General features: G+C 57.6%; 23 protein-coding genes and 1 tRNA gene. 11 read left to right on the plus strand and 13 right to left on the minus strand.

Annotated features, from left to right (window positions below):
* Positions 1–29 precede the first annotated feature (29 nt).
* Positions 30–1,163 carry a Gfo/Idh/MocA family protein gene (locus ACR0FB_RS19275; RefSeq protein WP_480621617.1) on the plus strand — a complete coding sequence of 378 codons (1,134 nt, stop codon included), beginning with the start codon at positions 30–32 and terminating at the stop codon, positions 1,161–1,163.
* On the opposite strand, the gene ACR0FB_RS19280 is transcribed toward ACR0FB_RS19275, so the two are convergent.
* Both ACR0FB_RS19280 and ACR0FB_RS19285 read right to left on the minus strand, forming a co-directional pair.
* Positions 1,164–2,162 (minus strand): LacI family DNA-binding transcriptional regulator, encoded by a 999-nt coding sequence (locus tag ACR0FB_RS19280; RefSeq protein WP_480492503.1) that lies wholly within the window; start codon positions 2,160–2,162, stop codon positions 1,164–1,166. It lies immediately after the preceding gene.
* A 536-nt stretch (positions 2,163–2,698) separates the two neighbouring features.
* Positions 2,699–3,700, minus strand: coding sequence for an AraC family transcriptional regulator (locus tag ACR0FB_RS19285; protein ID WP_480621616.1), 1,002 nt, complete (start codon positions 3,698–3,700; stop codon positions 2,699–2,701).
* A 142-nt stretch (positions 3,701–3,842) separates the two neighbouring features.
* On the opposite strand from ACR0FB_RS19285, the gene ACR0FB_RS19290 reads away from it, so the two are divergent.
* Genes ACR0FB_RS19290 through ACR0FB_RS19305 form a run of 4 tightly spaced genes read left to right on the plus strand, consistent with a single transcriptional unit; the run spans position 3,843 to position 8,497 of the window.
* Positions 3,843–5,240: a metal-dependent hydrolase family protein gene (locus ACR0FB_RS19290; RefSeq protein ID WP_171118964.1), complete on the plus strand. Its 1,398-nt coding sequence runs from the start codon at positions 3,843–3,845 to the stop codon at positions 5,238–5,240.
* Positions 5,241–5,265: 25 nt separating this feature from the next.
* Entirely contained in the window at positions 5,266–6,030 is a 765-nt protein-coding gene (locus tag ACR0FB_RS19295) for a DUF3299 domain-containing protein (protein ID WP_480621615.1), read from the plus strand.
* Complete coding sequence (locus ACR0FB_RS19300) at positions 6,027–7,205, plus strand: carbohydrate porin (RefSeq protein WP_171638000.1); 1,179 nt, start codon at positions 6,027–6,029, stop codon at positions 7,203–7,205. The genes ACR0FB_RS19295 and ACR0FB_RS19300 overlap by 4 nt, the downstream gene beginning before the upstream one ends.
* A 50-nt stretch (positions 7,206–7,255) precedes the next feature.
* The gene (locus ACR0FB_RS19305) at positions 7,256–8,497 is read left to right on the plus strand and encodes a dipeptidase (RefSeq protein WP_480621614.1); all 1,242 of its coding nucleotides are present in this window, start codon (positions 7,256–7,258) and stop codon (positions 8,495–8,497) included.
* 70 nt (positions 8,498–8,567) lie between these two features.
* Here ACR0FB_RS19305 and ACR0FB_RS19310 read toward each other — a convergent pair.
* Positions 8,568–8,643: transfer RNA gene (locus ACR0FB_RS19310), tRNA-Val, on the minus strand.
* Positions 8,644–8,937: 294 nt separating this feature from the next.
* On the opposite strand from ACR0FB_RS19310, the gene modA reads away from it, so the two are divergent.
* Genes modA through modC form a run of 3 tightly spaced genes read left to right on the plus strand, consistent with a single transcriptional unit; the run spans position 8,938 to position 11,512 of the window.
* Positions 8,938–9,717, plus strand: coding sequence for a molybdate ABC transporter substrate-binding protein (gene modA / locus ACR0FB_RS19315; protein ID WP_480621613.1), 780 nt, complete (start codon positions 8,938–8,940; stop codon positions 9,715–9,717).
* 5 nt (positions 9,718–9,722) lie between these two features.
* The gene (gene modB / locus ACR0FB_RS19320) at positions 9,723–10,415 is read left to right on the plus strand and encodes a molybdate ABC transporter permease subunit (protein ID WP_209835334.1); all 693 of its coding nucleotides are present in this window, start codon (positions 9,723–9,725) and stop codon (positions 10,413–10,415) included.
* The gene (gene modC, locus ACR0FB_RS19325) at positions 10,412–11,512 is read left to right on the plus strand and encodes a molybdenum ABC transporter ATP-binding protein (protein ID WP_480621612.1); all 1,101 of its coding nucleotides are present in this window, start codon (positions 10,412–10,414) and stop codon (positions 11,510–11,512) included. Before modB ends, modC begins: the two co-directional genes overlap by 4 nt.
* A 2-nt stretch (positions 11,513–11,514) precedes the next feature.
* Here modC and ACR0FB_RS19330 read toward each other — a convergent pair whose 3' ends face one another.
* Positions 11,515–12,441, minus strand: a complete 927-nt coding sequence (locus tag ACR0FB_RS19330; protein ID WP_480621611.1) for a Hint domain-containing protein — start codon at positions 12,439–12,441, stop codon at positions 11,515–11,517.
* On the minus strand, positions 12,442–12,954 hold the full coding sequence (locus ACR0FB_RS19335) for a toxin-activating lysine-acyltransferase (protein ID WP_171637991.1): 513 nt from the start codon (positions 12,952–12,954) through the stop codon (positions 12,442–12,444).
* Positions 12,955–13,139: 185 nt separating this feature from the next.
* On the opposite strand from ACR0FB_RS19335, the gene ACR0FB_RS19340 reads away from it, so the two are divergent.
* Positions 13,140–13,547 carry a hypothetical protein gene (locus ACR0FB_RS19340; RefSeq protein WP_171637989.1) on the plus strand — a complete coding sequence of 136 codons (408 nt, stop codon included), beginning with the start codon at positions 13,140–13,142 and terminating at the stop codon, positions 13,545–13,547.
* A gap of 3 nt (positions 13,548–13,550) precedes the next feature.
* Here ACR0FB_RS19340 and hemF read toward each other — a convergent pair whose 3' ends face one another.
* From hemF to clpS, 4 genes are read right to left on the minus strand one after another with little or no spacing between them, the layout of a single operon-like run.
* Positions 13,551–14,435, minus strand: coding sequence for an oxygen-dependent coproporphyrinogen oxidase (hemF, locus tag ACR0FB_RS19345; protein ID WP_171637987.1), 885 nt, complete (start codon positions 14,433–14,435; stop codon positions 13,551–13,553).
* A gap of 5 nt (positions 14,436–14,440) precedes the next feature.
* Positions 14,441–15,241: an SDR family NAD(P)-dependent oxidoreductase gene (locus ACR0FB_RS19350; RefSeq protein WP_480621610.1), complete on the minus strand. Its 801-nt coding sequence runs from the start codon at positions 15,239–15,241 to the stop codon at positions 14,441–14,443.
* A 36-nt stretch (positions 15,242–15,277) separates the two neighbouring features.
* The gene (locus ACR0FB_RS19355; protein ID WP_171725057.1) at positions 15,278–16,243 is read right to left on the minus strand and encodes a class I SAM-dependent methyltransferase; all 966 of its coding nucleotides are present in this window, start codon (positions 16,241–16,243) and stop codon (positions 15,278–15,280) included.
* A 42-nt stretch (positions 16,244–16,285) separates the two neighbouring features.
* Positions 16,286–16,627 (minus strand): ATP-dependent Clp protease adapter ClpS, encoded by a 342-nt coding sequence (gene clpS / locus ACR0FB_RS19360; protein WP_152456986.1) that lies wholly within the window; start codon positions 16,625–16,627, stop codon positions 16,286–16,288.
* Between the two features lie 93 nt (positions 16,628–16,720).
* Between clpS and ACR0FB_RS19365 the strand changes: the two genes are divergently transcribed.
* Positions 16,721–17,422, plus strand: a complete 702-nt coding sequence (locus tag ACR0FB_RS19365; RefSeq protein WP_480621609.1) for an HAD family hydrolase — start codon at positions 16,721–16,723, stop codon at positions 17,420–17,422.
* Between the two features lie 279 nt (positions 17,423–17,701).
* Positions 17,702–19,096, plus strand: a complete 1,395-nt coding sequence (locus ACR0FB_RS19370; RefSeq protein ID WP_210093701.1) for a D-alanyl-D-alanine carboxypeptidase family protein — start codon at positions 17,702–17,704, stop codon at positions 19,094–19,096.
* A gap of 57 nt (positions 19,097–19,153) precedes the next feature.
* Here the strand turns inward: ACR0FB_RS19370 and ACR0FB_RS19375 are convergent, their stop codons facing one another.
* From ACR0FB_RS19375 to ACR0FB_RS19390, 4 genes are all read right to left on the minus strand, one after another.
* Positions 19,154–20,401 carry a hypothetical protein gene (locus tag ACR0FB_RS19375; RefSeq protein ID WP_480621608.1) on the minus strand — a complete coding sequence of 416 codons (1,248 nt, stop codon included), beginning with the start codon at positions 20,399–20,401 and terminating at the stop codon, positions 19,154–19,156.
* Positions 20,402–20,550: 149 nt separating this feature from the next.
* Positions 20,551–21,312 (minus strand): LamB/YcsF family protein, encoded by a 762-nt coding sequence (locus ACR0FB_RS19380; protein WP_171637976.1) that lies wholly within the window; start codon positions 21,310–21,312, stop codon positions 20,551–20,553.
* 12 nt (positions 21,313–21,324) lie between these two features.
* Complete coding sequence (locus ACR0FB_RS19385; protein WP_480621607.1) at positions 21,325–22,323, minus strand: 5-oxoprolinase subunit C family protein; 999 nt, start codon at positions 22,321–22,323, stop codon at positions 21,325–21,327.
* Positions 22,320–23,069, minus strand: a complete 750-nt coding sequence (locus ACR0FB_RS19390; protein ID WP_209835343.1) for a 5-oxoprolinase subunit B family protein — start codon at positions 23,067–23,069, stop codon at positions 22,320–22,322. The genes ACR0FB_RS19385 and ACR0FB_RS19390 overlap by 4 nt, the downstream gene beginning before the upstream one ends.
* Between the last annotated feature and the right edge of the window lie 491 nt (positions 23,070–23,560).

A 23,560-nucleotide genomic window follows, 5' to 3' on the forward strand; every position in this document is an offset into this window, starting at 1 on the left:
CAAAAAAGTTCTAATGAGAGACGATGACCATGGCTAAGTTGAGATGGGGCATGATCGGTGGTGGTGAAGGCAGCCAGATTGGCCCCGCGCACCGCTTGGGGGCACAGGCTGACGGGCTGTTTGAATTTGCCGCAGGCGCGCTGGATCACCGGCCCGAAGCGGGCCGAGAATACGCGCAGCGATTGGGTGTTGCCGCCGATCGCGCCTATGGCGACTGGCAAGAGATGCTGGCCGGTGAGAAGGACCGTGAAGACCGGATCGATCTGGTGACAATCGCCACTCCGAATTCGACGCATTTCGAGATCGCCAAGGCCTATCTTGAGGCGGGCTTCAATGTCTTGTGTGAAAAGCCAATGACAATGACTGTGGGAGAGGGTGAGGAAATTGTCCGCGTCGCCGAAGCGTCGGGAAAGATCTGCTCGGTGAACTATTGCTATTCCGCCTATCCGATGGTGCGGCAGGCCCGCGCTATGGTGCGCTCAGGCGAAATCGGACAGGTGCGTCTTGTGGTGACCAATTTCAGCCACGGCCATCATGGGGATGCCACCGATGCGGACAATCCGCGCGTGCGCTGGCGCTATGACCCTGCGATGGCAGGGGTTTCCGGGCAGTTCGCCGATTGCGGTATCCACGCCCTGCATATGGCCAGTTTTATCTGCGATGATGAGGTGAAGACGCTTTCGGCTGATATGGCCTCAACGATCGCAAGCCGGGAACTGGAAGACGATGCAATGATCAACTTCCGGATGGAAAGCGGCACAGTCGGGCGTCTTTGGACATCTTCTGTGGCGATCGGGCGCCAGCATGGCTTTGACATTCAGGTCTTTGGCGAAACCGGCGGGTTGCGCTGGGCGTCAGAGCAACCCAACCAGTTGATCTACACCCCGGTAGGAGGGCGCACCCAGATCATCGAAAAGGGCGAGGGGGGGCTTCATGATGAAGTGCAGCGCCTGTCTCGGGTCGCCATCGCGCACCCCGAAGGCTTCCCGCTGGCTGTAGCCAATATCTATTGCGATCTGGCGGATGCGATCCGCGGTGAAAGCCGGGATGGCCTGCCCACCGCAGCGGATGGCGTGCGATCGATCGCAGCGGTGCACGCGGCTGTTGCGTCGGGCAAAGCAGATGGTGCCTGGCAGGACGCCCGCCCGCCGATGTTCCGCTGATCAGAGGCGGGGCCGCAACGTGCCCCGCTCGACCACCCGGCAGGGGAAAATCCGTGCCTCGGGGTAGCGATCGGGCGCCTTCAGCATCTCTTCCACCAGATCGACCGACGAGGTGATGATCTGCTTGATCGGCTGATGGATAGTCGTCAGGTTGATATATTCCCAGCGCGACATCTCCATGTCGTTCAGGCCGATGATCCCGATATCGGTGCCCGGTTTCAGCCCGTGATCGGCCAGCGCCGACAGCGCCCCGATCGACAGGATGTCGTCGCCGCAGAAATAGGCCTGCGCCGGATCACCCGCCAGCAGGCGCAGCATCTCGGCCCGGCCGGCCTCGAAGGAATAAGCTCCGGCGAAGGAGTGGTTGACGGGAATCTGCGGATGGTTGGCCATTTCCTCGAAAAAGCCCCGCTGCCGGTCCAGGGACGAGGTCGCATCCTGCGGCCCGCCCAGATAGCCCACGCTGGCATAACCCCGCGCGACCAGCTCGCGCGCGGCCATGCGGCCGCATTCCACATTGTCGATCCCGACCACATGCACCTCGGGCGAGGTGGCAGACCGGCCGAACGTGTGCACAACCGGCACGCCCGCATCGTGGAACGCTTTGGCAAAGCTGGGCGGCAAGGTCGACGAGGCGACGATCACCGCATCCACCGAATATTGCCGCAGCATGCGTACGGAATTGGCGGGCTCGGTCTCGTCCGTCAGGTTCACGATCAGCGGGCGCAGGCCGCGTTCCTGTAAGGCGCGTGTAAACTGGTCGAAGACTTCCAGAAAGATCGGGTTGTGAAAGTTGTTCGAAATCAACCCGATCAGTTTGGTGCGCCCGGTCGTCAGCGACGAAGCCAGAGCATTGGGGCTGTAGCCCAGCTCTCGCGCGGCCTTTTCAACCTTGCTGCGCGTTTTTGCGGAAACCGAGGCACCTTCGGTAAAGGTGCGCGACACCGCAGATCGCGATACACCGGCCAAGGCGGCCACGTCTTTCAGGGTCACGCTCACGCTGCGGGACTCCGATTACAGCGAGGCAGGAAAACAGATAAGTCTGGCATTGCCCGAGCATTATGCATCATCGACCTGAACTTGCAACCGGTTGCAACTCTGCCGCGACGATTCAAGCGTGTTTGAGCGTCGAAATTTTGAAGGCAAAAAGGTGGGTGATGAGACACTCGAACTCCTGACATCTTCGGCATAACCGAAGCGCATTTTCCAATCCGCAGATGCACCAAGACGCCGTCTTGCATTACCGCCAAGCGCACGATTTCTTAGAAATGCTTGGCGTTGTCAGCGATTTGAAGTTGCATAAACTGCGGAACGGTTCAAGGGCATATCCTCTCCTGCCGTCTTCAAAGTCACGTCCGATCGAGCCGCAACAGGCATGCGTGACGGCGCATGCGTTGCCAAAAGGACCGTGGGGCAACAGCTTTTTCAACCCTTGGCATTGGCTCCATGACCGTGGCAAAAACTCTTGCCATCCCTTGGTGGACACACATGAGAGAAGCAGTGGAACGCCAACCCGCCCATTCGCAGCGCAGGTGCTATCCAAGGCGGAATTTGGTTGGCGTCACACCGGTCTGGTTTCGAAAAAACCGAGTGAAGTGGGACTTGTCGGAATAGCCAAGCATGAGACCGATCTCGGCAACTGTCATTTTGCTTTCTCTGAGGTGCTTCTTGGCGACATCGACCCGCAGACGCCTTACCTCTCGGGGAAGTGTTGTCTGATGTTTCTGAAGTGCTTTCAGGAACCGCTCGGGCTGGATACCCAGCAATCCGGCCACAACCTCCGGCCCCAGCTCTGACTCATCCAGTTTTCCACGCAGGACAGACCGCAAAGCGGCCACTACGGTGACGTCTTCATCGTGTCGAATCGTGGCTGTCGGCGCTTCGGACTCCTCTGCCGCATGGTGTAGAAACAACCATTCCACGGGAAAACTGATCTGCATTCCGGGGTTGGGTCCAAGACCGACTTCGATACCTTTGTAACCGCGTGGCAAGCCAAGGATGTATCTGCTTTCCCATCGCACCCGGGACGGATCCCACGCGTTTCCGACCACGCTTTGCAACAGGCGCACATAGATGGCAGCCCCGAACCCGGTAACCTGAACGGGCGGAACGGTTGGTTCCTGTTGCCGCGCGATCCGATAGATCGCTTTGTCTGCTTCCACGACAAGGCTGTGCCGCACGGAGTTGGACTCTTGTGGCACAAGCCTGACGAACCGGGCAAAAAACTCGAACAGAGTGTTCGAGGATTGCAACGACCGAGCGAACGGCGGCCATCCTTGCAGGTCAAATGTCTCTCCTACATTCAGGCCAAGGTATCGATCCCCTGACAACTCTGAGAAGGCATTCAACAGACCATAGACCAGTTCCGAGTGGACATAGACAGATGGGTCGGACAGCAGGTCGGCCTTCAAGCCGACCTGATCCAAGGCCGGTTGCGGATTGATCCTGCGGTCGGTGAGATATTGCAGAAACGGGGCGGCCAGCGCGAGGCGGATAAAGCCTTCGCTATGCGCTTCAGAAGTGGAGCTGAGTGGCACGTCCGTCACCCTTTTTTAAACCAATGGTTTCGTTCAGTGGCCTTTTTTGCGGTCACATTCGCACATGTTAATCCAAAAGTGGCAACCCGCCCAAGAGTTTTCGGGCTACGTTCGGTAAAACGTGAATGTGAAGGGAAGACCTATGACCAACATGCGAATATCCCTTTGCCCGGCGGTAATGGTCGCGGCAGTTTTTGGTTTTTCGGTGGCTGCGCAGGCTCAGGATCAAGAAGATCCTCAAACGCTGTTTACCAATGTGCACGTCTTTGATGGCGTGAATGAGCAACGTATCGAGAATGCCAGCGTATTGGTCGAGGGCAACCTGATTAAGGCCGTATCAACTGAAGTGATTGATGCCCCCAATGCTACGGTTATTGACGGAGAAGGGCGGACACTGACCCCCGGCTTCATCGAAAATCATGCACACCTGATGCTGCCAGGACCCACGTTGCCCGCAATGGAAGCCAACAGCACTTGGGAAGACCTCGCGATTCACGGCACTCAAATGGCTGAGATGTACTTAATGCAAGGCTTTACCACCGTAAGAGATGCAGGTGGCGCTAATGGAGGGCTTCGCCGCGCAATCGACACCGGGACTATTGTCGGGCCGCGTTTCTACCCTGCGGCTGCTTTTCTAAGTACGCGTGGTGGCCATGCTGATTTCGCCAACTTTACAGCACCTGTTGGCCAGTCTTCAAATTTCAGCCGTCTGAATATGGCCCAAGAAGTCGACAGTGTCTCCGAAATGTACAAGTTTGCTCGTAACAACTTTCGGATGGGAGCAACACAACTGAAGTACATGCAATCAGGCGGTGTAGTTTCAGTGTTTGACCCGTGGCAGTTATTGGCTGGATCGACGGCAGAGTTAGAAGCGGCCGTGCAGGTTGCCAACGAATACGAAAGCTACGTCATGGCCCATTCCTACCGCAAGGAAACGATCATGGCGGCACTGAATGCTGGTGTGCGATCAATTGAACACGGTTTCATGTTTGATTGTGAAATATCAGCGCTGATGGAAGAGAAAGGAGCCTACATCACAACCAATCTCACGGCATTTGATCCAAATCTCTTCGATATTCCTGCCATTCGAGATGTCCCAGCCAGCTTACGAAAGGCACAGTCCGCCACGCAGGCTTTCGGCGACTACATAAAAAACATGAATGAGTGCCCAGCTAAAAGAGGGTTTCACACGGATTGCGTAGGTTCTGTAGCTGCCTGCAATATTCAAATTGCCTATGAAAAACATCTCAATAATGAGTTCTTTGGCTCTCACGCATCGTTGGTCGCAATGACATCTACTGGCGGTGAAATCGCCGCTTTGTCCGGACCGTTCATGAACCCCTATCCCGAAGGCAATCTGGGCGTTATCGAGGAAGGGGCCTATGCTGATATCCTGCTGATCGACGGAAACCCACTTGAAGACTTTTCCGTCGTTGGAACCGGGGATCAATGGTTTGGCGCCGACCCGAGGCCGGAAAGCCCGGAAACGATCCGACTGATTATGAAGGACGGTGTGATATACAAGAACACACTGGACTGACCCAAATAACGGTTGGAGAGATTTGATGTTCCCTTGGTTTCGCGCCGCAGTTTTCGCTGGCTTTGTCCTGAGCGGTCATTCCGCAATGGCAACGCCCCATGCGACGCTTGACTGGTCTGACCTTCCGGACCCGTCGGTGCAGGTGTTCGATGACCCTTATCGTGATCTGAGCCCTGAACAGTTTGACGATGTCCTGTTCGTTGTGCGCTTGCGCGGCAGGTTGCAGCAGGATGTCGGCAGCGTTGAGGAAAGACAGAAATGGCAAGAGCTTCTGACCGAGACTGAAGACGCCTTGGCCGAGGGTGGCGTTGATGTCGACTGGCTGCTCGATCAGCGAGAGGCTGTGAAAGAGCGGCGAAGAAAGGCAGGAACAAGGGGAAATCCGCGTTTCGATGGCCAGAGTGTTACGCTGACAGGCTTTGCCATTCCCGCGCCGAACGATCCGGACGGGCGAGCGGTTGCATATTTAGTGCCAGAACGCGGGATGTGCAGCCACATGCCCCCGCCTCCGCCCAATCAGATGATCCGGGTGCGGTTGAACGGTGACTGGGCCCCCAGTTACTTCCATGAACCCGTTCGGCTTACAGGTAGGCTGACGATTGAACCCTCGGTTCAGAACATGATGGTCGTGGATGGGCTTGTGCCGATGAATGCGACCTTCAAACTGGAGACGGACAGCTTTGAAACGCTGGAAACCAAGGCCGACGGTCTGGAATGGAGACAGCGTGCAGCCGATCGCGTCCGAGCTGCTGGCAATCGTAAAACTGGCGGCGCAAAGGCGTCGGAATGATAGGGCGCCTTGTTGCTGCATTGAGCATTGCCTGCGCGGGTACGGCGTCTGCGCAGGGGTTGTCCGGGCCTTCTTCGGTCGAGGCCGAGCTGAAACCTGGCGATGGCCTGACCGATCCGCATTACCGTTCCGAATTTCCGCGCAACATCGCGCCGGGTTGGTTTCGGTGGAAAGACCGGCTGGCCGAGGGCGGGTTTCGGTTCAACGTGGATTACCTGGCGTTGGGCCAATCCACGAACGCTGATTTGGGAACTGGTGAGGCCGCAAGTGGAATCGCGCGTGTCTACGGCAGTTGGCAGGCAACCGAGCGGGGTTCTTTGACATTCAAAATCGAAGATCGGCACGGATACACCGATGTTGCCCCGCAATTCCTTGGGCTGGACGGAGGTGCATTGTCGATCACCGGGACAGCCTTCAACGACAATGGTTTGTTGCTGACCAACCTGTTCTGGACCCAAAGGGCCGAGAACGGCGCGTGGACGCTGCAAGTCGGCCAGATTGATGTAACGGACTTTGTGGATATCTATGGATTGGTCAGCCCCTACAGCGGGTTCCAAAACCTGTCGTTCAACACCAACCCGACAATCAACACACCCAACCAGGGAATTGGCATTGCCGGTGGGATAAAGCTGAGCAAAAACTTCTACGCCGTTGCCAGCGTTGCAGACGCAAACGCCGATCCGTCGGATCCAAGTCTTGACGTGTTCAGGGACGGCAATCTCTTCAAATCGTTTGAGATTGGCTACACTTCGGGCTTTGATCGCATCTATTTCGACAATGTCCATTTGACCCTCTGGCATGCAGATGCGGCCGACGATGGCAGCCGTGCAGAAGACTATGGCGCCGTGTTTTCCGCGGCTTGGTTTGTCGACAACAAATGGATGCCGTTCGTTCGGGCAGGGGCGTCGAAAGGCACGGCAGCGCTGTATGATCGTTCGGTTTCTGCCGGGCTGGGCTATTACGGTCGAAACACCGATCTGGCCGGTTTGGGTTTGAACTGGGCCGAAGCAAGAAACATCGACGGCGATCAGTTCACGCTGGAAGCATTCTATCGCTTTTCAATCTCACCCGGTCTGCAAATCACGCCGTCACTACAGTTCATCTCCAATCCGCTGCTGAACGCCAATCAGGATAGCATCACGTTGTTCAGCCTGCGCACCCGGATCGTTTTTTGATGCGGCTCGAAAGCAGCAACTCACACGAAACCAATTTGGGAGGCTCAGTCATGAAAACTTGGTTGGCCGCAAGCGCTATTGCAATCGTATCCGGTGCCGCGCTGCACGCGAGCGAGGAAAGCAAGACATGGGATGCGTCGGATGAAGCAAAGCAATTTGTGAATGACACAATCGTGCTTGGCATGTTGGCCAGCCCCTACGGTACCGGCTGGACTGAAGAGGAACAGCTGCACACTTACTTCGCGCGGGCTCGGGACCACGGAATAACAGGTCATGAGATGACGCTGGCCGCAGCGGATATGTCTTTTGAGACCTTTCTTGATCAGCACTACCACTTCCGGTCGGCGATGGTGCAACAGCCAGAGAATTACCTGATCGTGAATGAAACCCGCGATATCGAAGCCGCCCATATTCAAGGCAAGACGGCGGTCATCTGGAACAGCCAGACGGCGACGATTCTGGATGGCGACCTGAGGAAGATGGCGTTGCTTAAGGATATGGGGATCAAGAGTATGATCCTGGCCTACAACGATATCTTCCGCACCGGGTCGGGGCAGTTGGCGGCCTATAACGGGCGCGATATCGGTCTGACCCCTTGGGGCAAGTCGGTGATCGATGAAATGGTGCGTTTCGGCATCCTTCTGGACCTGAGCCACACGGGTTCCAAAACGGCCAACGACGCCATGGACTACATGGACGAAAACTATCCCGGCGTGCCTTATGTTTACACGCATTCGGTTCCTGCCGGCCTTTACGCAAACGAACCCGGTGCGACGCCACGCGGGTGTTATCGGGCCATTCCCGATGACGAGGCCCTGCGTGCGGCCAAATCGGGCGGCTATGTTTCTCCGACATTCACTGAATGGATGATGGACGGCGTTTGGCCTGAAGATATCTCACCCAAGCAAGCCGCCGACATGATCGACTACTATGTTCAACTTGTTGGGGTCGACCACGTTGGGATCGCAACGGATGACATGTTCTCGACTGAATTGGTTGTGCAGTTCGCGACTGCAAACGCCAGCATGTATGATGATGGCGGCTATATGATCGACGCGTTCAACAAAGGGGCGACCGGCAACGGTGAGTTGGCCAAAATCCTTGCGGCAATTACCGATGATCTCTGGGCAAGAGGTTATTCCGATGAAGACCTCGAAAAGATCTATGGCGGCAACAAGATGCGGGTTTACGCGCAAGTCTGGGAGGGTACTCCGCCCGAACAATTTCTGAAAGAATACCCCGAGCGTCTGCGTCTCAGGCAGGAATTGCGAGAAGGGTTTTATTCGCGATAGACTTTCGGGACCGGCATCAATGATGATTGGCCCCGGATGCGGAACAGCGCAGAAATTTTGGGGGAAAGGATGGTGGGTGATGAGAGACTCGAACTCCCGACATCTTCGGTGTAAACGAAGCGCTCTACCAACTGAGCTAATCACCCGTGATGCTGCATTTAGCCAAGCCTGCGGGCAGGTGCAAGAGGGTCTGGAAGATTTTCTTGCGTTCCTTCGCTGGCGGCCGTCCAACGGGGCATATTGTCAGCAGTAGGCCGAACAGGCGGGCGTTCGGGGCGCCTCTCGGGCTGGAAGGTGGGCAGCACATTTTAAGACGGATCGATGGAAACCGCCTTGCTCAACCTGCGACCCATCATGTGTAAATGGCCAAAGGCGCTTGCGCGCCACCGGTGACGTCCGATATCCCCAGAGAGACTGAAGCAAACCGGTCGGGAGTGTACATGACCCTATCCTTCGCCCGCCGATTTTGGATGGTGGCATTGGTCCTTGGCATGACGGCGCTGGCCCCGATTCAGGCCGGTGCAGAAGGCATTCTGGTCTTTGCAGCGGCCAGCCTCAAGACCGCATTGGATGAAATCGTTGCAGGGTACGAAAAGCAGACCGGTCAGAGCGTTTCCGTTTCCTATGCGGCGTCGTCGGTCCTCGCCCGGCAGATTCAGCAAGGCGCGCCTGCGGATGTGTTTGTCTCGGCCAATACGGATTGGATGGATGTGTTGGAGCAGGACGGTTTGATCCGGGCAGACTCTCGGGTTGATCTGCTGGGCAACGGCCTTGTTCTGATCGGGGCTGAAGATCATGCGCAAGTGGGTGAGATCCAGCCCGGATATGACCTCAAGGCGGACTTGAAAGACGGCTATCTGGCCATGGCACTGGTCGACGCGGTGCCTGCCGGTATCTATGGCAAAGCTGCTTTGCAAAGTCTGAACCAGTGGGAGGACGTGCGGACACAGGTGGCGCAGGCCGACAATGTGCGCGCTGCGCTGGCTCTGGTGGCGGCAGGGGCCGCGCCGCTTGGGATCGTGTACCAATCAGATGCCAGGGTGGAAGAAAGGGTCCAAGTCGTTGCGACATTCCCTGCCGATCTGCATCCACCGATAATTTACCCTGCGGCACTGACCCTCAATGCAAAAGAAGGAGCACACGCCTTTCTTGAACACCTGAAAACGGATGCAGCCACGGCTGTATTTCTGGAGCAGGGATTTACCCTGCCGGTCAGGTGATTGCCTTGGATTGGTTGGGGCCTGCCGAAATGGAAGCTTTGAAGCTTTCATTGCGCGTGTCTTTCTGGGCGACGCTGGCGACTTTGCCGTTTGGGATATTTGTCGCTTATGCTCTGGCACGTTGGCGGTTTCCTGGACGACAGGTTTTGAATGGTCTGGTGCATTTGCCTTTGATCCTGCCGCCGGTTGTCACCGGATACCTGCTGTTGCTGACCTTCGGCATTCAAGGGCCGCTGGGACGGTTTCTCGCCGAGTTCGGGATCGTAGTGGCCTTTCGCTGGACAGGCGCGGCCCTTGCCGCCGGGATCATGGCCTTCCCTTTGATGGTCCGGGCGATACGTTTGTCGATCGAAGCGGTGGACCCGAAGCTGGAACAGGCCGGGGCAACTCTGGGCGCGTCGCGTCCGATGGTGTTTTGTACGGTGACCTTGCCGATGATTTTACCGGGTGTCATAGCCGGGGCTATTCTGGCCTTCGCCAAGGCCATGGGTGAATTTGGTGCGACGATTACCTTCGTGTCCAACATCCCGGGTCAGACGCAGACGTTGCCTTCGGCTGTCTACGCCTTTTTGCAGGTCCCGGGCGGCGAGGCAGCCGCGACGCGGCTGGTTCTGATATCGATCGTCATCGCAATGAGCGCGTTGTTGCTGTCGGAGTATGTGGGGCGGCGTGCTGCAGCTCGGGTGGCCGGATCATGAGCCTGTCTGTTCGGTTGCACCACCATCTGTCGGGGATCGATCTGGATGTCAGTTTTGATGCGCCACCGGGCGTGACGGTGCTGTTCGGGCGCTCGGGATCGGGCAAGACCACCATCGTCAATGCCGTGGCAGGGTTGTTGCGGCCCCAGGCGGGCCGGGTGTCGGTAGATGGCTGGGTTCTGTTCGACACGGAACAGGGCCTGTGGCTGCCGCCGCATCGGCGCCGATTGGGGTATATTTTTCAGGAAGGGCGGTTGTTCCCCCATCTGACCGTGCGCCAGAACCTTGCCTATGGGCGTTGGTTTGCGCCGAAAAACACACGCCGCGAAGACCCCGACAGGGTCATCGACATGCTGGGCATCGGTCATCTGCTGGACCGCAGACCTGCCGGGTTGTCAGGCGGTGAGAAACAGCGCGTCGCCATCGGGCGGGCCTTGTTGGCAAGCCCGCGGTTGATCCTTGCAGATGAACCGTTGGCAGCACTGGATGATGAGCGAAAAGCGGAAATCCTGCCCTATTTCGAGCGTCTCAGGGACGAGGTCTCGGTTCCGATCCTCTATGTGACCCACTCTGCCGCCGAAGTGGCCCGGTTGGCAACGTCCGTTGTTGCGTTGCAGGATGGCAAGGCAGTTCGCCACGGGCCCGCATCCGAAATGCTTGCCGACCCGTCAGTCGCCCCTGCGGGAATTCGTGCCGTCGGGGCCGTGTTGCAGGTTCAGGTTGCAAAGCATCATTCCGACGGGCTGACAGAGTTGAACGCCAATGGCGCGCGGCTGTTTCTGCCTCGTGTCGCGCATGAGGTCGGGGCAAACTTGCGGATTCGGATACCCGCTCAGGAAGTGATCCTGTCGAACAACAAACCCGAGGGGCTTTCGGCGCTGAACGTGCTTGGCGGGACCGTGGACTCGATCCGGTCAGGCGAGGGGCCGGGTGCCATCGTGTCGGTAAAGACCCCGGCGGGCAATGTGCTTGCGCGGGTTACGCGTCGATCTGTTGCGGCCCTGAACCTGAAACCGGGCAGCACATGTTATGCCGTGATCAAGACGGTTGCATTGGCCCCGCAGGATGTCGGCGGGCGCATTGTGGCCAGCAGCTAGGCTCAGGCGAGGGCGCGGGCTTCGTGTTCGCGCAGTATCAGACGAGCCGCGCGCCCGAACCCGGTGTGACCCGAGGTCGGTCTGTCGGGGAATATCGAAGCCAGTTCCCGCAATGCCTCAGAGGACAGCCCATAAAGGGCCTCTTCCCCCAGAAACAGGCTTTCGGCCTGCGCGCCCTCGGCGTTCAGGATCTCATGCCGGTCCAGCAGGACGTGGAGATATTCGACCGTTTGAACCGATGTATCGATGCAGATGCCGGGCCATCCGCACAGGTGTTTGGCGGCAACCAGGGCTTCGAATGCGCCGAAAAGCAGCTCGACTTTCGGGCCTTTGACCAGGATCCTGTGCTGCTGCGACACCAGAAGGTCCCGTGAGGGTTCGTTCGGCCCCAGACTGCCCGCCGAGATACGAACGGGGCGCAAAGCAGGTTCATCGCATAATCGTTCGGGTGGAATTCTGCTGCTTTCGATCCAGCGGATAGGTTGCAGACCGTGATCGGCAGTGGCCACCATATGACCCGCGTCCAGCGTTTCGATCGCAAGCGGGCCGCTTTCAGTTTCGATCAGGGTTCCGGCCGCAAAACAGACGCCCTCGATCCGGATGACCACTTCCACCGGGTCCGGTGTGCCGGTGAATGGAAGGGTGAATGGGCCGGCTTGTGTTGTACCCGAGACGCTGATGAAGAAAGAATCGAAGACGACTTCGCCTTTGTCGAGGCCATCGAAAAATGTCGGGTCGACGGTATAGGTCCACTCTCCCGTGTTCGGGTCGATCGAGGCGGTGCCGTTGGCGGGTTGTGCCGCAATCGTCCAGGTTTGCGTGACCGGATTGAAGTTTCCATTGTCCAGAGTGGGTTGTCCCGTCTCAACGTTGGGTGGAAAACCAGTCACATCCCCGGTCAGTTCACCTGTGATCGGAACTGAAACCAATTAACCCTCGCCTTGCTGCAACACGCGTTCAAATTCCTTCTTGCGATACAGGCGCATGTGAACCTCGCCCGCTTCATCCCGCGTCCATTCAACAATGCGATTGCGTGTCATGTCACTGTCCATCCGGTTGGTGCGCACACGCGGGTGCGGGATTTCCTGCTTGAGGATATCAACAATTTGGCTGGTCTGTCCAAACGGAGCCACAAGATCAATGATCCAGAAGGATGATCCGCTGGTGAAGTCCGTGTCGGAAAGGGGTTTTTCTTTCACCGCATAACGGAACTCGGCTTCGGGGTTGAGCCCGGCGAAGGTGACAAAACCACGAGGGAATCCGTGCTGCCGGAAGATATGGTACTGGCCCAGGCGAAACGGAGTTTCGAACGCGTACAAAACCTGTGCCAGACTGCGTTTCTGATGTGTTTTCGTCAAACCCGCCAGATAGAACATAGCGCCCAGATCCGCATATTTTTCCGGCGTGAAGTCGAACCAGTCTTTTGGAAACGTCTTGCTCAAAGAGATGCCCAACAGTGTAACGGGAACCAAAAGTCTACAGCGAGTGTACTGCTTTCCTGCAATATGGGTAGAATAAATTCTTTGATGTGGTCAGTGTTGCCGGCTCGTTGGCCTGTCCTGCTTTACTCGCAGGTCGTCCCGACTATGCTATTGGTATCGGACCCTTGTTTCGGGATACCTGGATTATGCGTTCATTCAAGACTCTGGCTGCTGCCGCGCTTTTATCGATACCTGCGATGGCCGAGGCTGTCGGTTTCGGCCTGTCCGTTCGGCCGCAATTCCGTACGGAAATCACGCCGATGCCGGACGGTGTCTACGAGGTCAAGGCCATCGGATCCTCAGCGCCCGTGAATTATTGGTGTGGAATTGGGGATTACGCGATCCGCAGTCTGGGCGTGCCAAACAACCAACGGATCTATATCTGGCGCGCCTATGAACCCGGCGTCCGGACCGTGCAATTCTCGCTGACCCCGCCGCCGGGGGCGGATACCAAGCCGGGATATTCCATCACCGTCAGGAAAGTCGGGGCCAACATGTCGGCGTCGTCGGCGCAGAACTACTGCTATGACAACTTCATCATGGACACGTTCTGAGCGTCAGACCCATTTCGCCAATGGTGGCAGGCTCATCAGAACCGCGTCCGGATCATGTCCGGTTTCCAGTCCGAACTTGGTGCCGCGGTCATAGACCAGATTGTATTCCGCATAAAGACCGCGATGCACCAGCTGGGTGTCTTTGTCGGCGTCCAAGAAACCCTGTGCGCGCCGTTTTTCAACCAATGGCACGAAAGCGGGCAGGAAAGCCCGACCGATATCCTGAGTCAGGGCGAAATCGGCCTGCCAGTCTCCGGTGCAATAATCATCCATGAAAATACCGCCCACGCCGCGTGCGCGTTTGCGGTGGGGAATATAGAAATACTCGTCCGCCCACTCTTTCAGGCGTGGATAATGTCCGGGTCCATGCGGGTCCAGATGAGCCTTTTGGGTATCATGGAAATGCGCCGTATCGTCATCATATTCGATGCAGGGGTTCAGATCCGATCCGCCGCCGAACCACCAGGCGTGCGGGGTCCAGAACATCCGAGTGTTCATATGCACCGCCGGGACATGGGGATTCTGCATATGCGCCACGAGGCTGATCCCCGAGGCCCAGAAGCGCGGGTCTTCGGTCATCCCGGGAATGCCTTTGCGTGCTGCCATTGCCTGTTGTGCACGCTCGCCCAGGGTCCCGTAAACTGTCGAGACATTGACTCCGACCTTTTCAAACACACGCCCGCCGCGCATCACGGACATCAGACCGCCCCCTGCGTCAGAGCCGTCCTCGGACTGGCGTTTGGTTTCCTTGACTTCAAAGCGGCCGGGCTTTGCGTCTGAAAACGGGCCGGTGTCGTGGTTGTCCTCCAATGCTTCGAATGCGGCAACGATGTCGTCGCGCAATTGGCGGAACCAGGCAGAGGCGGTGTTTTTTTCTGTTTCGAACATGGGTCTCAATGCGCAGGTGCGGCAACAGGGTCAAGCAATGTGCGGCCGCCGTCGATTGTCAGGATCTGGCCGGTGATGAATCCGGCTGCATCCGATGCCAGATACTGCGCGGTTTCCGTCAATTCAGTGGCCGACGCGATACGGGCAAGCGGTGTGTGCTTTTCGATATCGTTGCGGAATTCCCGGTTCTCTCTCAGCGTCGATTGCAGTGATGCACTCATGACCGAGCCGAGCGCAATCGAATTGACCCGGATGCGGTTCGGCGCCAACGCCACCGCCAGTGAACGTGTCATCTGGTCCAGCGCGGCGGTCGACACGGAATAGGCCATCAGGTCGGGATGCGTGCGGCGGGCCGCGATGGATGACAGGTTGATGATCGATCCAGCAGGGCTTTCATCGTCATCCCCGGCCTGTTTGATCATACGCTTTGCGACCAACTGGCTGAGCCGCAGCGCAGGCATCAGGTTCTGGTTCAGCAAGGTGCGCATCGAGTCGTCATCGGGATCAAGCGGATCAGACTGGATCACCTGGCGCGCGCCGTTGATCAGAATATCCACCTGATCAAACGCATCCAGTGTTGCCGACAGCAAATTGGCAATGGTCAGCTTTTCACGCAGGTCGCCTGCGAAATACCGAATATTGCCGTCTTCTGCCTGTTCCCCCAGCTCATCGACCAGACGTTTTTCATCTATATCGGCGAACATGACATTTGCGCCCGCATCCGCGAAATGCCGACCTATGGCCAGCCCGATGCCATTGGCCCCGCCTGTAACGATTGCGGTCTTGCCTGCGATGGAAAAGGACATCCGAATCCTCCTGAATTAGGGGCAGGTTAGCTGGCCTTATCGCCGAGGGCGAGAGGCGTCAAACACCTTGAACCGGTTGTCGCCGGCGGCTTCATCGACCCGAGCGAAGTGTTCGTTCAGAGTGGTTTCGTAGGGAAGGTGGCGATTGGCGACCATCCATAGGGTTCCGTTGCGCGTCAGATTGCGTGCCGCTGCTGCGATGAAACCCTGCCCCAGCGTGGGGTCGGCACTGCGTGAGGTGTGAAACGGGGGGTTCATTACAACCGTGTCCAATGGCTCTGGCGCCGTCCAAGTAACGGCGTCAGCCCAATAAAACCGGGCCCTGGGGTCAGAGGCGTTGATGCGCGCGCAGGCAAGGGCCGTGTGGTCTGCTTCGACAAGATGCACGGATTTTAGGTTGTCGCGCTTCAAAAGCTCTGCGGTCAGATACCCCCACCCGGCACCCAGATCGGCCACGCGCGGCCCCAGCTTGGCAGGCAAGGCGTTCAGCAACATGGCCGAGGCGGGATCGATCCCGTCCGCTGAAAACACACCCGGTGCCGTGTGGTACCCATCGACGATCTGCGTCTTTGGCGCAGCCCAATCTGCAAAGCTGTGCGGGTCAGCCTGAAACCAGAAGATTTTTCCGTGTGCTTTGGACAGAGGCCCTTCGACCGAGACCCTTTTGCGAACATCTTTCAGAATGCTGTCCACGCCATCGGTCTTTGCGCCATCGATCACGACAACGCCGCGGGCTCGTGAGCTGGCCAGATGGATCATCGCCCGTGCAAGCGCCTTGGCCCGCGGCAAAAACACAATTGCATCCTCGCAAGGGTTTTCTGCCTCGGGCACCGTGTCAAAGCCCTGCGCGGCAAAATGGTCATAAAAAGGTTTGAACGGCTGCACCACCTGCGCCGCATGGGGAAGCGCCGACAGATCATGGGTTGGAACAGGGCAGATCACGCTGAGGGGCGACGACAGCGACAGGCCGTTCTGCAATGCAAGTTCCAGGCGAGGGGACATGGGCAATTCCGGCAAATATGTGTGAGGGTCAGGCGAAAAGCCTTATTCTTCGCGTTCCATGGTGCATTGCAGCGGGTGCTGGTGCCGGCGGGCGAAATCCATAACCTGGCCAACTTTGGTCTCGGCAATTTCATGGCTGAAGACCCCGACGACGGCCACACCTTTTTTATGCACGGTCAGCATGATCTCGAATGCTTCTGCATGGGTCATGCCGAAGAAACGTTCCAGAACATGAACCACGAATTCCATCGGCGTGTAATCGTCGTTCAGCAACAGCACCTTGTACAAAGGCGGACGCTTGGTTTTTGGGCGCGTCTGTACCAGAACGGACGCGTCGCTGTCGTCGTCCGGTTCGTCAGACATCATCCAGGTCTTTTCCAGCATCGTAGGCAACTGTCCGATTCAGTTTTGGGGTTTATCTTCGCGCTTATATAACGTGGGGATGGCCGGTGAAAAGAGCAAGCGGACGTAAACGAGATGACTGACAAGCTGACGACAATCGGTTTCGATGCGGATGATACCCTGTGGCACAATGAGCGTTTTTTTCAGCTGACGCAGGCGCATTTTGCCGAGCTGCTGGCCGATCATGCCGACCAGGATCATCTGATGGAGCGGCTTCTGGCGGCCGAAAAGCGCAACATTCGACACTATGGCTATGGCATCAAGGGCTTTGTTCTGTCGATGATCGAAACCGCTCTCGAGGTCACGGATGACCGTGTGCCGGCCTCGGTCATTCGCCAATTGATCAAAGCCGGGCAAGAGATGCTGGCCTATCCGATCGAGCTGTTGCCCCATGCCCGCGACGCGGTGGAAGGCATGACAGGCTTGTGCCGGGTTGTCTTGATTACCAAAGGGGACCTGATCGACCAGGAACGCAAACTGGCCCAGTCGGGTCTGGGCGATCTGTTTGACGCAGTGGAAATCGTGTCTGAAAAGACCCCTGAAACTTACCGGTCGATATTTGAGCGGCATGGTGATGGCCCGGCGCGCGCGATGATGGTTGGCAATTCCATGCGATCTGATGTTGTGGCTCCGATCCAGGCAGGAAGCTGGGGGGTTCATGTCCCGCACGGTCTTGTCTGGGAGGTGGAGCATGCCGAAGCCCCGGTCGACAGTCCCCGATTCCGGGAGTTGAGGGATTTGGGCGGTCTGGCCGATCTGGTGCATAGCCTGAAGTGATGTTGCCTATTGGCCGCAGTTCCACGAAAACCCTGCCGGGTGTTGACCAAGTTCTGCCTCAATCGCGCATCTGGTGGGCTTTGGGCAGTATTTGTCTAGATATAGCCCAGTTCAGGCAACCTAACGAAACCGCGAAATGCTCAGCTTTCGGTTTATTTCACCAAGTCTCTGTGATAGAGTTTACGATAATAAAATAATTTTTGCTGACTGGGAAAACCCAGCGGCGCGAGGCAGACAGAGGCAAAAATCGTGCAGATTCGGCGGACAGTTCCGGCCCGAATGGGCTTTTTTCTCATAGTGGTGTTGTGCGTGCTGGCGTTTGCGCCGCTCAGGTCCATGGCGGCACCTTACGCAGCGATGGTGATTGATGCCCGAACCGGAGAGGTTCTGCATTCGCGCAATGCTGATACAAGGCTTCACCCGGCATCGCTGACCAAGATGATGACGCTTTATATCGCGTTCGAAGCGGTGCGGAACGGTGAGATCACTCTGGATACCCCGGTTCGGATCACCAAAAAGGCGGCAGCCGAGCCACCGTCGAAGCTGGGCCTGCGCGCTGGTCAGACAATTGCTTTTCGCTATCTCATCCGCGCGGCTGCTGTGAAATCGGCCAATGATGCTGCCACGGCCATCGGTATTGCCATCAGCGGGTCCGAGGCAGCTTTTGCGCGTCGTATGACGCGAACCGCCAAGGCGATGGGGATGAGCCGCACAACCTTCAAGAACGCCCATGGTTTGACCGAGGCGGGGCATCTTTCGACCGCACGTGACATGACCACGCTGGGTCGGCATCTGCTGTATGACTATCCGCAATACTATAACCTTTTCTCGCGTCAATCGACGCATGCAGGGATCAAAACCGTTCCCAACACCAACCGTCGCCTGCTGGCGGCCTACAAAGGCGCCGACGGCATCAAAACCGGTTACACCCGTGCGGCGGGGTTCAATCTTGTGGCATCGGCAAAACGCAAGGATGAACGCATCATCGCCACCGTTTTCGGCGGAAAGTCCGGCGCCTCTCGGAATGCCAAGGTTGCCGAGCTTCTGGATTTGGGTTTCCGCCGCGCCCCGTCCCGTGCGCCCATTCGCAAACCTGCCCGACCGGCCTATGCTGGAAATACCGGATTGGGTGTCGGGACGCAGGTCGCCAGCGTGAGCGGCGCGCCAAAATCCAGTTTGCGCCCGGTTCGGCGCCCCTCCGCGTCGACGCAAGTCGCAAGCGCGGTTGCTGTGACAGCTGATGAGAATCGTGGCCGCATTAACAGCGCGATCGCGGCGGCCATTGCCGAAGCGGATATCGCACCAACGGCACCGCCGGTGGAAACATCCGATACCCGTCCGGCATTGCGCCCCGACAATCTGGTTCTGGCTTCGACGGATTCCACCAAGCAGCCAGAGCCTGAGCAGGAGGTTGTCACTCGGCTGTCTTCGTCAGGTGGGCACCTGTGGGGGGTCAATGTGGGGCGCTATACCACGCGGTATGAGGCCGAGAAGGTTTTGCTGAAAACCGCATTGTCGGAAATGACCACACTGGAAGGCACGCTGCGCAAAGTGAACCAAAGCGCGCGTGGGTTCGACGCAACCTTTCAGGGCATGACCCGCGAACAGGCGGATCTGGCCTGTCGCCGTTTGCAGGCCCGCAACGTCACCTGTTTCATGATCGGGCCATCATAAGGTTCGGCATATTCTCTCCTGAATGGGTCTGGGCTGCGGTATTCCGCAGCCCTTTTTTCAATCGAAAACGTGACCGTGCTGGTATTGTTCGTCCTGTCCGGCGGCGGCTGTCAGGGCGGCGACATTGTCCTTGGTGAAGAACCCATCATATTTGTGGCACCGCTCGATATACTCGGTAATCAGCAGGGTATGCTTGGAGTGTTTCGAGAAGATCTGTTTCAGGTTCGGGTCGTCTTTGCACTCGCCCACCACATGGGCCAGGAACGGCACACCCTTGTCCTTCAAAGTGTTCACAACGAAATCGACGTTCTTTTCCCCGGCGCCGTGATCGCCATCCTGAATCTCGACGGCCATGTGGTGCAGACGACGGCCAAAATTGCGCACGAAATCCTCGGTCGGCATCGGCAGTTTGGCGAAGGAGTTGACGAAGGATGGCGTGTTGTTTGCGGTGAATACCTTGGCCGGAGATTTTTTGTCATCGTCCACATTGCCGTTGCGGTTCACGTTGGTCGATGAGTTCATGTCGAATATGTTGTAAGCGCCCCAGAAATAATAGGGCACCATGGTCAGAAACTCGAGGATCGCATCCTCGCGCTCGCCCGCCAGGACCCGCGTCGCAAGATGGTCGATTCCCAGCATCAGCGGGGCGATTTTGCTGTCGGTTCCAAAGGCGGCGGCCTGTTCCAGACGGGCCTGTTCCGTGTCGCTCAGCAACACGCGATCCCCAAGGCCCAGACTGTCGGTGTCGTTAAAGTCGTGGGTCGAATACCCGACGCGGTTGCAGGTGAAATCGGACGGGGTGGTGAATCGGAACCCGTCCGATGTGTAGAACGGGTTCTCGGTATCTCCGGGATATTCGAAACGTATGTTCTGATCCTCAAGTGCATGGGTCAGCGCGTCCAGATCACAGGCAGCAAATACCTCGCCGACATAGCGCGTCTGCGGTGTGTTGCGCGCCAGTGGATACATGCGATTGATGCGGGGGATAAAGTCTTCGAATCCGGGGCTGAGCGGCGCCATCAGGATCAGCGCAGGATAGTCGGGATGTGAATGCAGAACCGAGACTCTGTGGGTTCGTCCCAGATAGCTGGCGGTGTGCCGATAGGGTGTCATCACGTAAAGTTCGACCATTGTGTCGAACACCGCGTCAGGTTCGACCTGAATGATGATGGCCCGCATTGCGCCGACCTGATCCGCAATGCCCGAGCTTGTCCGGCGTTCGTAAATCTTTGGAAGGTATTCGTTGAAGAAGTCCGAGTTCTTCTTGTCGCCCCGGGGCTGATAAGACATCAGATCAAATGACATTCCAAGACCTCCTTGCACTTGCCCGGCATGGGTCAAGGCATTGTTTGAAATTGCAGTATTCAGAATATGCGTTTGCCCACCATGCTAGGCGCTGAGGCCTGTACGGGCAACAGTCGTGAATTTGGGTTGCCGACGTTAACCCATGATGTTCAGCGGGTGAATGTCGTCACCTCGACACCGCCCCCGATCAGGCTTTCACGAACAGAACGGGCGATCTGCACCGCAGTTGGTCCGTCACCATGCAGGCAGATTGTGTCGATCGATGTTTCCAGCCGCTTGCCGCTTTCGGTGATGATCGCGCCTTCGCGGACCATGTTCAGGATGCGAGGTCCTGCGACATCCGCGTCGTGGATCACCGCGCCGGGCAGGCTGCGGTCAACCAATGTTCCGTCGTCATTGTAGGCGCGGTCGGCAAAAATCTCGCCCACCCATTTGCAGCCCAGCTCGCGCACGGCGTCTTCTTGTTTCGTCACGGCAAGAACCATCACGATGATGTCGGGATCGACGTCCAGCGCGCCCTGATAGCAGGCCCGCGCCATATCGACATCGAGCGAACACATATTGGCCAGTGCGCCGTGCAGCTTTAGATGGCGAACTCTGGTGCCAACCGCATTGGCCATGCCCATGGCTGCGCCCAACTGATACCGCACCAGATTGCGGAGGGTGTCCTGAGACAGCTTCATATTCCGGCGGCCAAAGCCTTGCAGGTCGGGAAACCCGGGATGCGCCCCGATACCGACACCATTCTCGGCCGCCAGCTTCATTGTCGATGCCATTACATCCGGATCACCCGCATGAAAGCCACAGGCAATATTGGCCGAGGTGATGATCTTCAGAAGGCTTTCGTCGTCGCCCATTTTCCATGGGCCAAAGCTTTCACCCATATCGGCATTCAGATCGACGCTTGGCATCGGCACATCTCCTTAGTCGGTGGCAGAGATCACTCCGCTGATCAATTGGTAGGACAGCAAGTCCGGGATGTCATGCGGGTTACGCACCAACGCTTCGACTTTCGAGGGCAGGCGGGCAAGATCCGCCATGAATGCCGCGTGCAATTCGGTGGCTTGCTCGATGCTGACAAATTCGAACGTGATCGCTCCGCCCGCGGGTGTCTGCGCTGCGCGGGGCATGTCGCAGGGCAAAACGGTCGCGATGCGGGGATACCCTCCTGTGGTCTGGCATTCGGGCAGCAGGATGAACGGGTCTCCGGTTCCGGTCATTTGGATGTCGCCCGGGGTAATAACCTCGGACAAGATGTTCAGTTGGCCAGTGGCCGCAAACCCGTCGCCGTCACTGTTGACTTGCATCCCCATCCGGTTGGCGCGTGCGCCACGATGGAATGAGGTGCGCGCAAACCGATCAAGCGTTGCGTCATCAAACAAGGACGTCTGGAAGCTGGCGACGACACGCAGAACGCCACCCGAGAAGCGTTCGGAAGGGGGCAGTTTCAAACCAGCGTCGCCTGCCTCCGCGCCACAGGTCAGCCGGTCGCCCGGCTTCACCGCTCGCCCGATCCGTGCCGTCAGATGCGCGGATCGAGATCCAAGAAAAACCTCTGAATCGATACCGCCCCCCAAATGAAGATAGCCGTAATTGCCTTGCAGAAGCGCACCGATGACCAGCCGTTGTCCGGGCTTCAGGTGATGCGAGGCATTCCAGGCCACGGGGCTGCCATCAATGCTGGCCTGCATCTGCGCACCGGTCAATGCGATGCGCATGTTCTGTGCCGCCTCGAACGTGCCGCCCATTCCGGCCATTTCCAGCGCAGCAAGTTCCGGGCTTTGGCCGAGCAATGCGGCGCCTTCATGAAGGGCCAGTGTATCGACGGCCCCGGACCGGGACAGGCCCTGGTCCAGATAACCTGAGCGCCCCTGATCCTGGATGGTGCAAGCCGGGCCGATCTGGTGGACGATCAGGCTCATGGCGCAATCTCCTCGCAGGTTGCTCCGCCCGTGCCATCTTCGTTTTTGGCTCTGATTTGTTCCAGGTCTTCGCGGGAAATGGGTTCGAATATCAGTTCATCCCCAGGCTTGAGGGCGAATGCCTCGGTCGTCTCGGGCCGGAAACACCGAAAAGCCGTCTGCCCGACATGCCGCCACCCGGTTGGCGTCGGCCCGGAAAACAGGACAAACTGAGATATTGCAAGAACCAGAGCGCCTTCGGGCACCATGGGGGTCAGATTTTGCAGCCGCGGAATATTGAACTCGGGGGGTAATGGCCCAAGGTAGGGTTGCCCGGGGGCGAACCCTATCGTCAAAACCCGCACGCGGGACTGGCCAAGCCGCCGTATTGCTTCTTCCGGCGCGAGACCGGCAGCAGCAGCGGCATCGTCCAGCTGGGGCGCAAGGTCGGTGCCATAGACCGTCGGAATTCGCCACAGCCTGCGGCCTGTTGGAAGTGGTGTGCTGTACCAGTCCTTCTGATCGACGAGGTCCTGAAGCTTGTGCAGCATCTGTTGGTGGGTGGTGCTTTGCGTATCGAACCGGACATATGCCGAGGCCAGCGTGGCAGAAGATTCCGTGACCTCTGCCCATTGAAGCCGATCCAGTTCAGATCGAAAGGCCAGCGCCGCTCGGTTCGCTGTCTCAGACATCGTGTCCGCAAATGTGACAAGCGCTCCGTCAAATCCGACGGTTCTGACCAGTGGGAACGTAAGGTGACGCGTCATGCCTGTCTCGCTGAAGAAGTCGAAAACGAATGTCCCAGACCAGAACTCATCTCGGTGGGATGTTCAAGATTGGTGTTCAGAATGTTGGCACGCTCAAGGTGTGGTCGGAATCATGTAGGCCCCCTCGGCATGATGCAGTTCGAAATCTGGCCTTTAAGGTTTTCAATGCAGATTCTGGCAGAGTCCCGAGTCGATTCACGGACTTGAGTCGCGCAGCCTTGTGTTCAGTGTCGGTCGATTCCCTATATATAGTAGTGCCATCTTGTGTCTTCCTGGTTGTGTCGTGGCCATCCGATGGAGAGAGTCCCGACCGACACAGGAAAGGTGAGCTTTCGACGCTTGTAATATGCTGTTTTTAAATGGTTATCTAAGAATTTTCAAAAAAATGCTCTGCGGCGTCATTTTCCGCTTGCGGGATTTGTTTGTTATACTTAGAACCCCCTTCACCGGCGCTGCTGAGGCGCTGGGACGCGGCGGAAGCGGCGGTTACG

Source organism: Ruegeria sp. P10, assembly GCF_056534925.1.

What these genes read in the sequence shown, in the direction of transcription:
- ACR0FB_RS19350 (WP_480621610.1), bottom strand. Translation starts at nt 15,241, where the DNA reads ATGTCCTTTTCCATCGCAGGCAAGACCGCAATCGTTACAGGCGGGGCC.
- modA (WP_480621613.1), top strand. Translation starts at nt 8,938, where the DNA reads ATGACCCTATCCTTCGCCCGCCGATTTTGGATGGTGGCATTGGTCCTT.
- ACR0FB_RS19355 (WP_171725057.1), bottom strand. Translation starts at nt 16,243, where the DNA reads ATGTCCCCTCGCCTGGAACTTGCATTGCAGAACGGCCTGTCGCTGTCG.
- ACR0FB_RS19290 (WP_171118964.1), top strand. Translation starts at nt 3,843, where the DNA reads ATGACCAACATGCGAATATCCCTTTGCCCGGCGGTAATGGTCGCGGCA.
- clpS (WP_152456986.1), bottom strand. Translation starts at nt 16,627, where the DNA reads ATGCTGGAAAAGACCTGGATGATGTCTGACGAACCGGACGACGACAGC.
- ACR0FB_RS19295 (WP_480621615.1), top strand. Translation starts at nt 5,266, where the DNA reads ATGTTCCCTTGGTTTCGCGCCGCAGTTTTCGCTGGCTTTGTCCTGAGC.
- ACR0FB_RS19275 (WP_480621617.1), top strand. Translation starts at nt 30, where the DNA reads ATGGCTAAGTTGAGATGGGGCATGATCGGTGGTGGTGAAGGCAGCCAG.
- ACR0FB_RS19305 (WP_480621614.1), top strand. Translation starts at nt 7,256, where the DNA reads ATGAAAACTTGGTTGGCCGCAAGCGCTATTGCAATCGTATCCGGTGCC.
- ACR0FB_RS19365 (WP_480621609.1), top strand. Translation starts at nt 16,721, where the DNA reads ATGACTGACAAGCTGACGACAATCGGTTTCGATGCGGATGATACCCTG.
- ACR0FB_RS19370 (WP_210093701.1), top strand. Translation starts at nt 17,702, where the DNA reads ATGGGCTTTTTTCTCATAGTGGTGTTGTGCGTGCTGGCGTTTGCGCCG.
- modC (WP_480621612.1), top strand. Translation starts at nt 10,412, where the DNA reads ATGAGCCTGTCTGTTCGGTTGCACCACCATCTGTCGGGGATCGATCTG.
- ACR0FB_RS19340 (WP_171637989.1), top strand. Translation starts at nt 13,140, where the DNA reads ATGCGTTCATTCAAGACTCTGGCTGCTGCCGCGCTTTTATCGATACCT.
- hemF (WP_171637987.1), bottom strand. Translation starts at nt 14,435, where the DNA reads ATGTTCGAAACAGAAAAAAACACCGCCTCTGCCTGGTTCCGCCAATTG.
- ACR0FB_RS19390 (WP_209835343.1), bottom strand. Translation starts at nt 23,069, where the DNA reads ATGACGCGTCACCTTACGTTCCCACTGGTCAGAACCGTCGGATTTGAC.
- ACR0FB_RS19385 (WP_480621607.1), bottom strand. Translation starts at nt 22,323, where the DNA reads ATGAGCCTGATCGTCCACCAGATCGGCCCGGCTTGCACCATCCAGGAT.
- ACR0FB_RS19300 (WP_171638000.1), top strand. Translation starts at nt 6,027, where the DNA reads ATGATAGGGCGCCTTGTTGCTGCATTGAGCATTGCCTGCGCGGGTACG.
- ACR0FB_RS19375 (WP_480621608.1), bottom strand. Translation starts at nt 20,401, where the DNA reads ATGTCATTTGATCTGATGTCTTATCAGCCCCGGGGCGACAAGAAGAAC.
- ACR0FB_RS19380 (WP_171637976.1), bottom strand. Translation starts at nt 21,312, where the DNA reads ATGCCAAGCGTCGATCTGAATGCCGATATGGGTGAAAGCTTTGGCCCA.